Source organism: Bacteroidota bacterium (genome assembly GCA_020402865.1).
Classification (GTDB): Bacteria; Bacteroidota; Bacteroidia; order Palsa-965; family Palsa-965.
In genome coordinates, this window is the sequence record JADBYT010000015.1 from 292,055 (window position 1) to 306,429 (window position 14,375).

Sequence of the window (14,375 nt, forward strand, 5' to 3'; positions counted from 1 at the left end):
AGAAAATCGGCAGTGCGGCGACAAAAAAAGCCCCGGCAAAACCATTTTGCCGGGGCTTATGTTAAGAAGTCCTGAAATTACCAGATTTCGGCGCGTTCCTCAGGTTTGCGATACATTTTATCGGCGGCTTTTACACCAAATGCATCGTAAAACTCCTTCATGTTTGAAAGCGGCCCGATTACGCGGAAACGCTGCGGTGCATGCGGATCGGTTTTTACCATGTTCATCAACGCTTTCGGGCGCATGCTTCCGCGCCAGGCCTGTGCCCATGAAATAAAGAAACGCTGCGCACCGGTAAAACCGTCGATCTTGGCCGGCGTTTTACCTTTCAGCGAACGCTGATAGGCCGCATACGAAATGGTAAGACCGCCCAAATCAGCAATGTTTTCGCCAAGTGTAAGCTGTCCGTTTACAGTAAGCTTCAATGAGTCGATAGCTACAAAACTGTTGAACTGATCGATCAGCACTTTAGCGCGGATTTCAAACGCCTTGCGGTCGTCGGCTGTCCACCAGTCGCGCAGGTTGCCTTCCGAGTCATATTTCGAACCTTCGTCATCAAAACCATGTGTAAGCTCGTGACCAATTACAGCGCCCATTGCACCGTAGTTCACGGCATCATCCGCATCCGGATCGAAGAACGGGGCCTGCATAATGGCCGCAGGGAATACGATTTCGTTAAATGCCGGATTGTAGTAGGCATTAATGGTCGCAGGTGTCATGCCCCACTCGGTTTTGTCAACCGGCTGGTTAATGCGCGAGAGGAGATACTTTGCATCAAATTTATTTGAGTTCAGGTAGTTGCGCACATACGATTCACGGGTTACATCAAGTCCGCTGTAATCGCGCCATTTGTCGGGGTAGCCGAGCTTGCGCATAATGGTACTGAGTTTTTTCAGTGCCTCGCCTTTGGTTTGTTCGCTCATCCACGGGCGTGTTTTGATACGTTCCTTGTAGGCTTCGGTGAGGTTGTCAACCATTTCGTTTACACGGTCGCGGGCTTGTGAGCTGAAGTTTTTCTCGACATAAATTTTACCCATTGCTTCGCCCAGCGCCCCTTCGGTAGAGGCAAGCACACGTTTCCAGCGGGGCTGTAAACGACGCTGGCCGCTCATCATGGTGCCATAAAATTTGAAGTGCTCGTTTACCACATCGCTGTGCAGTTTACCGGCTACAGAGTGCACAAGCTGCCAACGGAAATAGGCGCGCCAGGCTTCAATCGGTTCGCTGTCCATCAGGGCATTGAAACCTTTCATAAAATCAGGCTGCATCACAATCATATCGCCGGGCGAGGGTGTGCCCATTTTCTCGAAATATTGCGCAAAATTGAAATTCGGACAAAGGTCATTCAGCTCGGCCTGTGTCATTTTGTTGTACAGTTTATCAGGATCGCGCTGCTCCACGGCTGTCATCGACTTTTCAGCCAGTTTTGATTCGAGGGCGAAAACCATTTCGGCGTTTTCCTGCGCCATTTTTTTATCATCGCCCATGAGTGCGAACATGGCATTTATGTGTGCTTTGTAAGCATCAGCCAGTTCCTTCATTTCAGGAGCCGAATAATAATCACGGTCGGGCAGCCCAAGACCAGACTGTGAGAGGTAAGGTGCATTCTGGTTGCTGTTTTTCTGATCGGCCATTACAAAATAGCCAAAGCCGGCGCCCACCTGCAGCAGGTGCATTTCGGCCATGAGATCGGTAATGCCTTTTTTATCTTTCAGCGCATCAATCATTGCCAATTCAGGCTTGAGCGGCGAAAAGCCCATTTTTTCCACCTGCACAGAGTCCATGCCCGAAGCATAAAAATCGCCGATGCGCTGCATGTCTGTTCCGGGCTTGGGCTGACTGGCGGCGGCTCCTTCGCAGATATCACGCAGTGCCTTCTGGCTGCGCTCATTCAGTACGTTGAAATTGCCCCAGCGTACTTCAGTGGCCGGAATCGGGTTGCTGCGAATCCATAAACCGTTTACATACTCGAAAAAGTCGTCTTGCGGACGTACCCGTTTATCAAGCAATTGCGGATCAATAGCTTTGTTTACAGACACAGTCATGGCCAGCGCCAGAATACCGGCACCTGCCAGCGGCATCAAACTGCGAGAAAGAATTTTGCTCATAGTGGTTAAAAATAGAAGCACGAAGCTACAAAAACCGCTTCGTATGATAATTATAAGTGGGGTAAACGGTTGTGGGCTGGTGTAAACGGTTTCCTCAGATCAGTTTCAGCAGGGATAAATTTCGGCCAGCATGCAGCGTGCGCTGCCTCCGCCGGTTTGTTCAATGGTGCGGATATCGGGAGTAAGGGGTGTGGCCACTTTTGCAAGTTGTTCCTGTTGTGCAGGAGAAAGCGCCATCCAGCCGGTTTTAGAAATTACCACAAAGTCTTTACCTGCACGGTTTTTCACAAAAAGTGCATTGCCGGCAAATGCGGTCACCTGTTCATGGGTAATGCGAAGAAGCTGCCTGCCGGTTTTTTGAAGCATACGTTCCACAGTTGTTTTATCGGCCGCATCGGCAGTGGCATCGGTGCAGATAATGGCCAGTGCAGGGTGCAATGCCATAATTACATTGGTATGATATACCGGACGATTGTTTGCATCAACGGCTTTAAACACCACAGGAAGCAGGCACAGTTTCTCGCATAGTTCAATCAGCACATCGGCATGTGTGCGGCTCGAAAACGAGGCCCAGGCCAGGCCGTTGGCAAAATCAAACAGCACACTTCCGGTTCCTTCCAGATAACGGCCTGCGCGTTCGTGTGTGGTTAAGTTGTAAACGGTGTGGTACTTAAAATCAGTCTGCAACCAGCTAATGATATCATGCCTACGTTCGGCGCGGCGGTTGGGGGCTTCCATCGGATAAAGCGCCAGCGAGCCGTTTGGGTGCGTGGAGAACCAGTTGTTGGGGAAAATAGCGTCAGGACGGATTGCGGAGGTATCATCATGCCACACCTTTACCGGAATATCGTGCTGTTGCAGCAAGGCCACAAAAGCATCAAACTCTGCCAGTGCCTGTTGCTGTACATTTGCCGTGGCTGCTGCTGCCTGCTGGTAATGGTTGCTGGCAGCGGTTTCGGTGTTGAATCCAAAACTTGCCGGCCGGACCATGAATAAAGTTGGAATTCCCCTTTCCACGCCGCAAAAGTAGGAAGCAAACCAATGCAACGTGTGAATTGAGTGTTTTCTTTCATTACTTTTAAATAACTAACCCGGTGTGTGAAGGCAAATACACACATTCAAAAAATCAAACACATGAAAAAATTTTTACTCCTCTTCGCCTTGTCGATTTGCAGCTTCCTGCATAGTCAAACAATTACTACTTATTATATTATTCCGCCGGTTTCGGGCTGCGACGGGGTTTGGGCAATTGATGCCAATCAGGTATTATGCGGACAGACGTATATTTTTACACCCACATTGTGTGCCTCTTTTTCCGGGCAGGTAGCTGATACCATGTATCTTGCACTTTGCTCACAGCCGTGCTCGCTTATGGTAATGGGCCCTAACGGCCCTTGCGGATTTTGCGGCACACCGCTTACCACCGGACAGCAGGAAGCTCCTTCACCTGTATTTACAACCTATCCCAATCCGGCTACTGCGCAAAGCGGTTATACCATTGTTACATCGGGACCGGCGCAGGAAGTGAAGGCTGAAATTATTTCGCTGGCGGGACAAACCGTAGCCACTTTTACAGAATCAGCTCTAACAGGCAAAGTGGTGTTAGACACTTCGCAGCTGGCTACAGGCACTTACCTTGTGCGAATTGCAGTTGATAATGCGCCGCCGGTGTTGCAGAAAATGGTTTTGCTGTAAAACCGTGCAAACTCATGCCGCTTTTCTAACTTCGCGGTATGTTCAGGCTTGCCCCGTGGTGCTTTCTTTTATTTGCTGCTGCATGCAGCGAAAATGCGCCGCCACAACAGCCTGTCAATTCCGGGCGCATCATTACACCCGATACGCTTGTGCAAATTGATACACCGGTTGTATCTGACAGCAGCCTGATAATTTCCCGCATTTCGGCAGAGCGCGACAGTCTTGCATCGTTGCCTTTGCTTAGTGCCGGGCTGGTTAACATTCAGCAAATTGCGCCCGAAGTTCTGGTTGAATTGAAGTATTCTACCACCGACAATTTCCTCGGCTTCGATGTATATGGCGATTTGAACACGGCCTTTCTTCAGCCCGATGTGGCCGCCAAGCTGGCCGCCGCGCAAAAAGCACTTGCTCAATTGCATCCCGGCTACAGGCTGCTGGTGTACGATGCGGCACGACCGCTTGGCATACAGCAAAAAATGTGGGATACCCTGCGCCACCGCCCGCTCGACCGCTCAAAATATGTATCCAATCCGGCCAATGGCGGCTCATTGCACAACTACGGCGCAGCGGTAGATCTTACCATCGCCGACAGCCTCGGCCTTCCGCTCGACATGGGCAGTCCGTATGATTTTTTCGGCATTGAGTCGCATCCTGCACATGAGGCCGAGCTGCTGGCCGCCGGCAAACTCACCGAAGCACAAATTGAAAACCGTAAACTTCTGCGCCGTGTAATGCGCAGTGCCGGATTTTTTGGAATTACATCGGAATGGTGGCACTTTAATTCGTGCACACGTGCAGTGGCGCAGGAAAAGTATGTTTTATTGTGGTAAAGGGGCTTAGGATTGCTCACGTTTTAATGCTTCTCTTCTTTCTACTTCTTCCGGAGTGAGGTACACAATTTTATCATCTTCCAAAACTACTAGTACAGACTTCTTTTGCTTTTTATATTCGATCAATCTTTGATAGACTAGATCAAAGCCTGCCATAATTTTATCTTTAAATGCAATCTGCTCTTCAATAGTGGCCATGATAAGATTTAAATTTTGAGAATTTTTTATGATTGACAACAATTATTTTCTGACTTGTTAATTTACAAGCAATTAACTCACTTTCCCAGTTTGAGTTATCTAAGATAAGTGCGCTATCAACAATAGGCAAATATAATTCAAAAAGATTATTAATTCCATGAATATAACGCCTTTCAATTACGTGAGGTTCAATATTATGACCTCCCTCTGATACTCTGATTTTTACTCGCTCTTTTGCCAATTCTATATCCGACAACCAGAAAAAGAGTAATGTTATAGCATATCCCTTATCTCTAGCAATCCGAATTTTTTTTTGGTAAATCCTTGTCGCTAATGTGGTTTCAAAGGCAAAACTCTCACCGCTATTCAGCAAGTCATTAATTCTGTTCAACATTATTCGCCCGGATTCGAATGATGCCTTTTCGGGCTGAAAGGGTGATAATCCTCTTGCAATTTCGTCGGCATTGACAAACTCCCTGCATTTAATAATTTCTGGGAGAATAGTAAATGAAGCTGTGGTTTTCCCTGCACCGTTACATCCGGCAATGATATATAGGTTCTTATTTTGCATTGATATAAAATCAGAGCGAAGAACTATTACAATTGTAACACACTAAATAAAATTTATCCTCTCAGAACAAATTGTACTTCTGCTTCTGAAACGAGTCGAAATTCTTGTACTTACCGCCGCGTTTATTCATATCAAACCGGTAGCCGAGCGTAAGCTCATGTGAGCCGCTGTGTCCGCCACGCAGGCGCGAAATACCCAGATCGTAGGAATACACAAACTGGTAATCGTTCAGAAAAACCATTCCGGCCTGCAAGGCTACCGCATCGCGCAGGCGCCAGGCCACACCGGCAATAATTTTTTCGCGTATGTGTAAACGCAGGTTGTAGTTAATGGTAATCGGAAGTCCTTTTACAATGGTGGCAAACAAATTATTCTCCCACACAAAATCAGGATGGCCGTGAAAATTATAACCGAAGGTGAAGTAATAATGATTTTCATTGCGCACCACCGTTTCGCCCAGGTTGTATTTCGACTGGATCATGTTCATCAGACTGAATCCGAAATGAAACCGGTCGTTGTAAAGCAGTAAGCCCGCATTGGGGTTTCTCTTTTTATCGAATGTATTAAGTCCGGGAGCAAAGGCCGGATCATTTGTCCAGTGCTGGGTGAGATTTGCTGCGTTGAAATTATACTTTGTAAAATTGAGTCCGATGCCAGCCGAAAATTCCACATCCGGAAAACGCAGGTGAAATGCGGCCATGAAGCCATAGGTAAAGCGTGAAGAAGGCCCGGTTACATCGTTGCTTACCAGCGCACCCAACCCCAGCATGCCTTTAAGCAGGCGGCTGTGTACAAGTGCGGTTTGCTGTACGGGCGCATCATTAAAGCCCATCCATTGTGCACGATAATTTACGCGTGCATCAACGGTGCCCTTCGTGCCGGTGTAAGCCGCATTGAAAATCGGGTTGAGCGACGGGTATTGTGTAAAATCAGAAAGTTGCTGGGCCGAAGCAGTAAATACGGCAAGTACGCCCACAGTGAAAATGGAAATTCGTTTCATTGGTTTAGCGTACAATGGTTACTGAATCATAAATTTTGGGTGATCCGTCGCCAAGATCAAGCACATAATAGTAAGTGGCATCGGGCAACCGGTCGCCGTAATTTGTGCCGTCCCAGCTATTGTCATAATTCCCTTTCGAATAAACTAATTGTCCTGTGCGGTCAAATACCTCGAGGCGTGAGTTGGGGTATTTGTAGATGTTGCCGATGTAAAACAAATCGTTAATGCCGTCGTTATTTGGCGAGAACGAATTGTAGAGGTAAATTTCTTTGTTGGGAATTACATTCACGGTTACTGATGTATAATTAGCACATCCAAACTGGGTATAACCAGCCAGGTTGTAGGTAATTGTATCAGTTGGTTCGGCTGTAACGGAAGGTGTGTTTACACTGGAGAGTGCGGTGTCGGGTGACCAGAAGTAATAAGCGCCTCCGCTGGCGGTTAAGACTACAGTCTGGCCTTCGAGTATGGTAATTACCGTAGGAGAAACCGTAATTGTAGGAAGCGGTTGCACGGTTACAAGAATTGTATTAGTAACCTGCGTGCATCCTGCCGAATTGATTGAAACCGTGTAAGTAGTGGTTACGGTTGGAGAAGCGATGGGACGTGGCGCAGAGCTGCTGCTCAGGCTTGCAGCCGGCGCCCAGTTGTAGGCCAATGCCGCATCGTTTGCAGGCAAGCCGATTTGCACCTGTCCGCCCACACACACAAACGTATCGTTTCCTGCACCGGCATTGGCAATAGGATTAATATCCACAAAAATGGTATCCGTGGCACTGTTCCCATCGGCATCTGTAACCGTGACTACATATTGCGTGGGGGCAGCGGGTGTAGCCACCGGATTTGCGAAGGTGGCATTGTTCAGGCCTGTGGCGGGTATCCAGCTGTAGGTGTAGGGCGCATTGCCGCCGGTAGCCGTGGGTGATCCGCCGAGGGTGAACGTATTGCCCGGGCAAATCATGGTATAAGACGGACCCGCATTGGCAGTAACCTGTGCACGGAGACTATTGCCTGAGATAAAGAGCAGGAAGGCAAGCAGAGGAAGGAAATATTTCACAGACTGATACACTATGTTTTTTACAGGGAGATACACAAAGATAACGTTCTCCCCGAGGTGTAAAGTGTGAATTTAGTGCTAAAAATAGATTTCCATTGCTGTGCGGTATGTATTTGCATGGGCATCTACAATATCGCTGATTTGCGGGGAATAGCCGCCGCCCATGCTCACGGCCACGGGGATTTTGTGTTTGCGGCAGGTTTCAAATACAAATTTATCGCGTTGTACGCAGCCGTTGCGGCTAACAGCAAGGCGCCCCAGTTTGTCGGTTTCCAGTATGTCAACGCCGGCCTGATAGAAAATAAAGTCAGGCTCCACAGTATCGATGAGACGTGGCAGGTGTTGCGTAAGCTGTTTAAGGTACTGCGCATCGCCGGTGCCGTCGGGGAGCTCTATGTCGAGGTCGGACTGTTCCTTGTGCATGGGGTAGTTTTTTTCGCCGTGCATGCTGAAGGTGAATACATTTTTGTTTCCGGCAAAAATGGCAGCTGTGCCGTTGCCCTGATGCACGTCGAGATCGACCACGAGGATGCGGCGTGCGAGTTTGCGGTGGAGCAGTACGTTGGCGGCGGTGGCAATGTCGTTGAGCAGGCAGAAGCCTTCGCCGCGGTTGGTGTAGGCGTGGTGTGTGCCGCCGGCCACGTTAAAAGCCACGCCATGCTTTAAGGCCCGCAATGCACCTTCAACGGAGCCATGTAAAATGGTGACTTCGCGCTGCACGAGTTCCGGCGAGAGGGGGAAGCCTGTTTTGCGTATCTCGGCCGGTGTAAGTTGCTGCGCATGCAGGCGTTTAAGATAGTCTGCATCATGTGTAAGCAGAATATCGGCATCGTGCAAGGGCTGCGGCTCGAAGAAATTAGCCGGTTTAAGTGTGCCTTCGTACACAAGCTGTTCGGGCAGCAATTCGTACTTGGCCATCGGAAACCGATGCCCCGCAGGAAGCGGATGCGCATACACAGGCGACCAGGCAACGTACATCATAAGCAGCGCAAATGTAACAAACACCGGTTCTATCCGGTTCGGAAGTACAGGTGGATAAATGCACAACGGCTGCCTTTTCGGGCAGCCGTTGTGGCTTTGGTTCGTAATCTCAATTATCGGAGATCAACTTCCTCGGTTCCGGCCGGGTAGTTTTTAAGGCTGTATTCAAATTCGGTGTCATTCACCGCCAGATTGGGTGTAAATGTTTTTACCACGTAAATCATTTTCGATCCGTCGGTATTCAGCATCGTGGCGCCGATAATCTGTTTTTTCAGTTTGTCGATTTTCACCTTCACGGTATGATAGCTCTTGCCATCGGGTTTTTCAGGATAGAGGTTGATATACTGAATAGCGCGGCCGCCTTCGGTTACTTCTTTCTCAAACTTATATTTGAAACCTTTCTCGTGAATTGTGAAAATATCAGAGGGCACAATTGCATTTTTCGCATTGGGCTTGTTCGGATCCGGAGCATTGTCAACCGTAACCTCCCCGTCTTTTTCACTGTAGTTGCAAATTACTTTTGTATTGCTGCGGTACTCCTCCTTGTAAATTTTCTCTTTTATTTTTTTGTTGAGGATTACCTTATATTTTTTGCCTTTGAGCACAACTGTGCCATCCTGCACATCTTTTGTACCGTTTGGTTTCTCAATGGTAATGCTGAATGAAGCTGTAATGCTGGTGTAGGCCTTTGCGGTTTTGCTCACCTCATCGAGGATGGCTTTGGCTTTAGGATCCTGTTGTGCGGTGGCATTCACAGCGATCAGAAGTGCGGTGGCGGCAAGCGCCTTTTTAAGGGTAGGTTTCATTTTAGAAATCCGATTATGCTGGTCAGGTTTCAAAAAGCGTTCCAAAGTTACAAAATGGTTGTGTTGGTTGTTAAATGATTGATAATCAACAATAATTTTAACACGATTTGTAATTTGTGATTAGACGCCGAAAAAACAGCCGGGTTTAACAGCCCGGCTGAATCAGTTATGTCATTGTTTGAATTTCGGGTTAAAACGGATCACTTCCGCCTTTGTTTCCGCCCAGCATCTGTTCGAGCGAGAGTATGTCTTTCACGAGTACTTCTCGGGCTTTGCTGCCTTCAAACGGTCCAATAATTCCGGCCGCTTCCAGCTGATCAACAATGCGGCCGGCGCGGTTGTAGCCGAGTTTGAGTTTACGCTGAAGCAGTGAGGCTGAGCCCTGCTGGTGATTAACCACAATGCGAGCCGCTTCTTCAAACAGCGAATCGCGGTCGCCTTCGTCAATTTCAAGTTTGGCATCGCTGTTTTCGTCCACATACTCAGGCAGCAGGAATGCACTCGGGTAGCCGCGCTGGTCGCCGATGAACTGGCAGATGCGTTCTACTTCGGGCGTGTCAACAAACGCGCATTGAAGTCGGGTGAGGTCGTTGCCGGTTGAGTAAAGCATATCGCCGCGGCCAATCAGCTGTTCGGCTCCGCCGGCATCAAGAATGGTGCGCGAATCGATTTTTGAGGTTACGCGGAATGCGATGCGCGCCGGGAAGTTGGCTTTGATGGTACCGGTAATGATATTAACCGACGGGCGCTGTGTGGCAATAATGAGGTGAATGCCTACAGCGCGGGCAAGCTGGGCAAGGCGGGCAATAGGCGTTTCTACTTCTTTGCCGGCAGTCATAATCAGGTCGGCAAATTCATCCACCACCAGCACGATGTAAGGCAGGAATTTATGCTCGCCGGAGGGCGGCAGGCGGCGCTGTACAATTTTGGCATTGTATTCTTTGATGTTGCGCACCTGTGCATCTTTCAGCAAGTCGTAGCGCGTATCCATTTCAATGCACAGCGAGTTGAGCGTGTGTACTACCTTCTTGGTATCGGTAATAATGGCTTCGGCGCTGTCGGGCAGTTTGGCGAGGAAGTGGCGCTCAATTTTGTTGAACAATGTAAGTTCCACTTTTTTCGGGTCCACCAGCACGAATTTGATTTGCGCCGGATGCTTTTTGTAAAGCAGCGAAACAAGAATTGCATTCAACCCAACTGATTTACCCTGACCGGTAGCACCCGCCATAAGCAGGTGAGGCATTTTGGCCAGATCGGCAATGTAAATTTCGTTTGAGATGGTTTTGCCCAGCGCCACCGGCAAATCCATGGCACTGTGCTGAAAACGTTCTGAAGCCAGCAGCGCACGCATGGGCACCATTTCGGGGTGCTGGTTGGGGACTTCAATGCCAATGGTGCCTTTACCGGGAATCGGTGCGATGATACGAATGCCCAGCGCCGAAAGACTCAGTGCAATATCGTCTTCCAGGTTTTTGATTTTGGAAATGCGCACACCAGCCGCCGGATTTATTTCGTAAAGCGTAACCGTAGGGCCAATGGTGGCTTTAATTTTTTCGATTGCAATGCCGTAGTTGCCCAGCGTTTCCACAATGCGGTTTTTATTGGCATTAAGCTCCTCGGTATTTACGCCCCCATCTTTTCCGGTACTGTAATTTTCGAGCAGGTCGATAGTGGGAAACTGGTAGCTGCCCAGTTCGAGTGTGGGATCAAACTCGCCAAACTCGCGCACCAGTTCATCGGCTTTGTTTTCAATTTCATCGGCGCTGAGTTCTGCTTCTTCTTTCTTCTCTACAGTGAATTGAATGTTGTCGTCGGCCGTAAGGTCTGTGGTAACGGGCAACAGGGGTGGGATTTCGGCCACAGGCAGTGGTTCGGGCTCCGGTTCCGGCTCAGCGGTTTCTTCTTCATTTTCTGTTTCGTCAGCTGTTTCTTCTTCTGCAGGTGTTTCCACCGTCATCAGCACGGGCTCGGGAATTTCTTCGTCATCTTCTGTTTCGTCTTCAATATCCAGTGCCTCATTTTCGTCGGGTTGCTGGCGTATTTGGTTGCGCATGCCGGCGGCAGTTGTTTCTTCCCGGGCGGGTTCTTCTTCTGTTTCGGTGGCAGCGGGTTTACGAGCAAATACAAACGAGAAATTGAACACCACAATTAAAAACGCCGATGCAATAAAGAGCAGGAAAAGCCCTGTGCCTATTTTGCCAAACACGCTGTTGAGCCAGCTGCTGACTTCGTAGCCAAACACGCCGCCCGGGTAAAATACGGCTGTACTGAACACATAGCCCAGCAGCACCGAGCCAAAGAGCAGGGCAAACACGCCAAAGCGGAAGGTTTTGCCAAAGGGCAGTATTTCGGCGCCGGTAAGCATGCGTATGCCGCCAATAAACGAAAGCAGCGGAACGACAAAGGCCATAATACCAAAGCCGCTGTGAATAAATGCGTGCGACACCAGCGCCCCGAATTTGCCGAGCACATTGGTTATGCGTGAGGAGGCTGCAAAAAGTTCGCTGAGCGGGCCCATTACCATATTCTGGTCGGCTTTCCAGGTAAAGAAGTAGGAGAGGAAAGCCACCGCGAGGTAGGGCGTAACAATGAAAAGCAGGAAAGCCCCGATGAGTTTGCGCAGGCGTTCGTCGTTATTGAAACGGTCGCGCAGGCCGCCAAACAGTCTGAATTTAGGGCGCGATGTATTGGCGGGCTGTTCGGATTGGCTTTGGGGTTCGGGTGCGGGACGCTGCGGGCGTTTTTTGCGCTCGGGGGGCGGGGGGGGCGTTTCCTGCTCCGGCTCAGGTTGCCGGAGTGTATTGCGCACTGTGTTTTTCTTTTGTTTTGGTTCTTCGGCCATTTGGGCAGTATTCGGGATGCAAACGATCAAAAGTACATTCGTCAAGTGCACAACGCCGGAGCCGGGCGAAATCTTATAAACGGGGGGGTGTTCAGAAAGGTGGGTTCGTTTCTATGTTGTGTTTCGTATAAAATGTTGTAATCAAAATAACTTGGCTTTAATTCGTTGGAATCGTTGAAATAAAGCTTGTCTTGCTACTATTCATCCGGAATAATCTCTAAAACTTGTTACCGTAAGCAAAAATAGCCCCAATGCAGCGGCTGCATAAATCAGATTGAGAAAAACGATAAGATGTGCATTGCGCTTTCTGATTAATGAATAAATACATAAACCAATACCTGTAGCGGCCAGTAAAAGGTGGATAAGTATTGCCACTGTTAATGGAAAATAAAACAGCCATATTGCATACCTGAAATCAAGAAGAGTAATTGCCGCAGCAATAAAATAAATCAAGGCAATAAAATCAGAAACAATGTTATGCTTACGAGCCAGTAAATACATCCAGCCGAATTGTCCCATTTTCATTTATCACCATTAGTTTCAGGATGGCTTTGATCATCCAAACATCTGCTCCAGCTTTTCCAGCTCTCCATCAAGCAGGGCCTGCAAATAATGTAGCACTTCATTGCTGTCCTGAACTGTTTTTTCGTTCAGGTAGTCAGGCTCCATAATTTCCTTTTTGCCAAAGAGACTTCGTTTGGTAATCAATTTAGGCCGTTTGTAAAAAAGTAGCCACACCTGCCCATCAATGGCAGAAATGCAAAGGCCGTGTTTCTGTTCAGTGCGTTCAACTTCAAGCGAGGGTGAATGAAACACTTCCTGTGCAGGAGTGGCGTCCATTTTCGTCAAAAGTTCCTTCCACGGCGTGGAGGAGAATGTGTGCAGGATTTGGGTGGCACTGAGCGGCCCCAGGTCAACAAATTCGGGATTAAACGGATCGGCGAAGGAGGCGCGAAAAGACATGCGATTATTGGTAATTTGTGTTTTGGGGCCTAACAGCCTCTAAGGCTAAAAGTAAGCAATTGCAGGCCGACAGGCACGGCTGAGGTAATTTTGCAACGAATAACGGTATTAATCGTTGCAAAAAGTGCGGCGAATGTTTGGAAGGGAGGGAGGGGGGATGTATATTTGTGGCGAAAGGTAAGGCGAATGAGTGATTACATACATCAGAAGTATAACTGGCCGGTTTTCCTTTGGGAGAGTGATGAAGTAATTGATGAGCTTAGCGAAGCCAGGAATCTGCAGGGCCGGTTACTTGGAAAAATGCAGATGTTCGGGTTTGAACTACAGGATGAGGCTTTATTTGAAACCCTTACGCTGGATGTACTAAAGTCGTCGGAAATTGAAGGTGAGATGCTTAATCCGTTGCAGGTGCGGTCGTCGATAGCGGAGCGGCTGGGAATTGAATTTGCCGGGGCAGTTGCATCAGACAGGAACGTGGATGGAATGGTGGATATGCTTATTGATGCTACCCGGAATTGTTTTGAACCATTAACCAAAGAACGGCTTTTTGGCTGGCATTCGGCTTTATTCCCTACAGGCAGAAGCGGGATGTTTCCGATTGTTGTGGGCGACTGGAGAAAAGACACGAAGGGGAAAATGCAGGTTGTATCGGGAGTGGCGGGGAAAGAAAAGGTGCATTTTGTAGCTCCGGATGCCGAATTGCTTGAGGATGAGATGGAAGCATTTTTGTACTGGTTTAACGGGAAGTACAAACTTGATCCGGTAATTAAAGCCGCTATAGCGCACTTATGGTTTATTACCATTCACCCGTTTCAGGATGGAAACGGGCGTATTGCAAGAGCATTAACGGATATGCTGCTGGCGCGTTCGGATAAAAGTATGCAGCGGTTTTACAGTATGTCGGCCCAGATACGGATTGACAGAAAGGCTTATTACCACATACTGGAGAAAACGCAGAAGGGGCACCTGTTCATTACCGAGTGGGTAAGGTGGTTTTTGAATTGTCTGATTAATGCGTTGCATGCCTCGGAAACAGTGCTTACACGTGTGTTGAAGAAAGCCGAGTTCTGGAAGAAATATTCGAAGGTTAACTTTAATGAGCGGCAGAAAAAAGTATTGGTAAAGCTGCTTGAAGGGTTTGACGGGAAACTTACTTCGATGAAATGGGCAAAACTTGTGAAATGTTCGAAGGATACGGCGATACGTGATATTAATGATCTGATCGGGAAGAATGTGTTGAAGAAAGACGGGGCCGGGGGGAGAAGTACAAGTTATTTGCTGGTGAGTTAAAAAACTGCCTCCTTCAGCCAAAGCCGGAGGAGGC

The 14,375-nt window shown here is 48.4% G+C and carries 14 protein-coding genes; 3 read left to right on the top strand and 11 right to left on the bottom strand.

Features of this window, described 5'->3' with window-relative positions; genetic code table 11:
- Window positions 1-77: 77 nt before the first annotated feature.
- Both IM638_12225 and IM638_12230 read right to left on the bottom strand, forming a co-directional pair.
- A complete protein-coding gene (locus IM638_12225; protein ID MCA6363797.1) occupies window positions 78-2,108 on the bottom strand; it encodes a M13 family metallopeptidase in 2,031 nt (676 codons plus the stop codon).
- 105 nt (window positions 2,109-2,213) lie between these two features.
- Complete coding sequence (locus IM638_12230; GenBank protein MCA6363798.1) at window positions 2,214-3,098, bottom strand: amidinotransferase; 885 nt, start codon at window positions 3,096-3,098, stop codon at window positions 2,214-2,216.
- 144 nt (window positions 3,099-3,242) lie between these two features.
- Between IM638_12230 and IM638_12235 the strand changes: the two genes are divergently transcribed.
- Complete coding sequence (locus IM638_12235) at window positions 3,243-3,803, top strand: T9SS type A sorting domain-containing protein (protein MCA6363799.1); 561 nt, start codon at window positions 3,243-3,245, stop codon at window positions 3,801-3,803.
- A gap of 38 nt (window positions 3,804-3,841) precedes the next feature.
- Window positions 3,842-4,633, top strand: a complete 792-nt coding sequence (locus tag IM638_12240; protein MCA6363800.1) for a M15 family metallopeptidase — start codon at window positions 3,842-3,844, stop codon at window positions 4,631-4,633.
- Between the two features lie 6 nt (window positions 4,634-4,639).
- Here the strand turns inward: IM638_12240 and IM638_12245 are convergent, their stop codons facing one another.
- From IM638_12245 to IM638_12285, 9 genes are all read right to left on the bottom strand, one after another.
- Window positions 4,640-4,831: a hypothetical protein gene (locus IM638_12245; protein MCA6363801.1), complete on the bottom strand. Its 192-nt coding sequence runs from the start codon at window positions 4,829-4,831 to the stop codon at window positions 4,640-4,642.
- Window positions 4,818-5,402, bottom strand: a complete 585-nt coding sequence (locus IM638_12250; GenBank protein MCA6363802.1) for an AAA family ATPase — start codon at window positions 5,400-5,402, stop codon at window positions 4,818-4,820. The genes IM638_12245 and IM638_12250 overlap by 14 nt, the downstream gene beginning before the upstream one ends.
- A gap of 61 nt (window positions 5,403-5,463) precedes the next feature.
- Entirely contained in the window at window positions 5,464-6,402 is a 939-nt protein-coding gene (locus IM638_12255; GenBank protein MCA6363803.1) for a PorP/SprF family type IX secretion system membrane protein, read from the bottom strand.
- Between the two features lie 4 nt (window positions 6,403-6,406).
- Window positions 6,407-7,459: a gliding motility-associated C-terminal domain-containing protein gene (locus IM638_12260; protein ID MCA6363804.1), complete on the bottom strand. Its 1,053-nt coding sequence runs from the start codon at window positions 7,457-7,459 to the stop codon at window positions 6,407-6,409.
- A gap of 78 nt (window positions 7,460-7,537) precedes the next feature.
- Window positions 7,538-8,440, bottom strand: coding sequence for a histone deacetylase (locus IM638_12265; GenBank protein ID MCA6363805.1), 903 nt, complete (start codon window positions 8,438-8,440; stop codon window positions 7,538-7,540).
- A 113-nt stretch (window positions 8,441-8,553) separates the two neighbouring features.
- On the bottom strand, window positions 8,554-9,246 hold the full coding sequence (locus IM638_12270; GenBank protein MCA6363806.1) for an outer membrane lipoprotein carrier protein LolA: 693 nt from the start codon (window positions 9,244-9,246) through the stop codon (window positions 8,554-8,556).
- A 190-nt stretch (window positions 9,247-9,436) separates the two neighbouring features.
- Entirely contained in the window at window positions 9,437-12,088 is a 2,652-nt protein-coding gene (locus tag IM638_12275) for a DNA translocase FtsK (protein ID MCA6363807.1), read from the bottom strand.
- Between the two features lie 201 nt (window positions 12,089-12,289).
- On the bottom strand, window positions 12,290-12,613 hold the full coding sequence (locus IM638_12280) for a hypothetical protein (GenBank protein MCA6363808.1): 324 nt from the start codon (window positions 12,611-12,613) through the stop codon (window positions 12,290-12,292).
- Window positions 12,614-12,643: 30 nt separating this feature from the next.
- On the bottom strand, window positions 12,644-13,051 hold the full coding sequence (locus IM638_12285; GenBank protein MCA6363809.1) for a hypothetical protein: 408 nt from the start codon (window positions 13,049-13,051) through the stop codon (window positions 12,644-12,646).
- Between the two features lie 186 nt (window positions 13,052-13,237).
- On the opposite strand from IM638_12285, the gene IM638_12290 reads away from it, so the two are divergent.
- On the top strand, window positions 13,238-14,341 hold the full coding sequence (locus tag IM638_12290; protein ID MCA6363810.1) for a Fic family protein: 1,104 nt from the start codon (window positions 13,238-13,240) through the stop codon (window positions 14,339-14,341).
- Window positions 14,342-14,375 lie beyond the last annotated feature (34 nt).

Coding starts and splice junctions, on each gene's coding strand:
- IM638_12225 (MCA6363797.1), bottom strand. CDS start 2,108: ATGAGCAAAATTCTTTCTCGCAGTTTGATGCCGCTGGCAGGTGCCGGT.
- IM638_12230 (MCA6363798.1), bottom strand. CDS start 3,098: ATGGTCCGGCCGGCAAGTTTTGGATTCAACACCGAAACCGCTGCCAGC.
- IM638_12235 (MCA6363799.1), top strand. CDS start 3,243: ATGAAAAAATTTTTACTCCTCTTCGCCTTGTCGATTTGCAGCTTCCTG.
- IM638_12240 (MCA6363800.1), top strand. CDS start 3,842: ATGTTCAGGCTTGCCCCGTGGTGCTTTCTTTTATTTGCTGCTGCATGC.
- IM638_12245 (MCA6363801.1), bottom strand. CDS start 4,831: ATGGCCACTATTGAAGAGCAGATTGCATTTAAAGATAAAATTATGGCA.
- IM638_12250 (MCA6363802.1), bottom strand. CDS start 5,402: ATGCAAAATAAGAACCTATATATCATTGCCGGATGTAACGGTGCAGGG.
- IM638_12255 (MCA6363803.1), bottom strand. CDS start 6,402: ATGAAACGAATTTCCATTTTCACTGTGGGCGTACTTGCCGTATTTACT.
- IM638_12265 (MCA6363805.1), bottom strand. CDS start 8,440: ATGATGTACGTTGCCTGGTCGCCTGTGTATGCGCATCCGCTTCCTGCG.
- IM638_12270 (MCA6363806.1), bottom strand. CDS start 9,246: ATGAAACCTACCCTTAAAAAGGCGCTTGCCGCCACCGCACTTCTGATC.
- IM638_12275 (MCA6363807.1), bottom strand. CDS start 12,088: ATGGCCGAAGAACCAAAACAAAAGAAAAACACAGTGCGCAATACACTC.
- IM638_12280 (MCA6363808.1), bottom strand. CDS start 12,613: ATGAAAATGGGACAATTCGGCTGGATGTATTTACTGGCTCGTAAGCAT.
- IM638_12285 (MCA6363809.1), bottom strand. CDS start 13,051: ATGTCTTTTCGCGCCTCCTTCGCCGATCCGTTTAATCCCGAATTTGTT.
- IM638_12290 (MCA6363810.1), top strand. CDS start 13,238: ATGAGTGATTACATACATCAGAAGTATAACTGGCCGGTTTTCCTTTGG.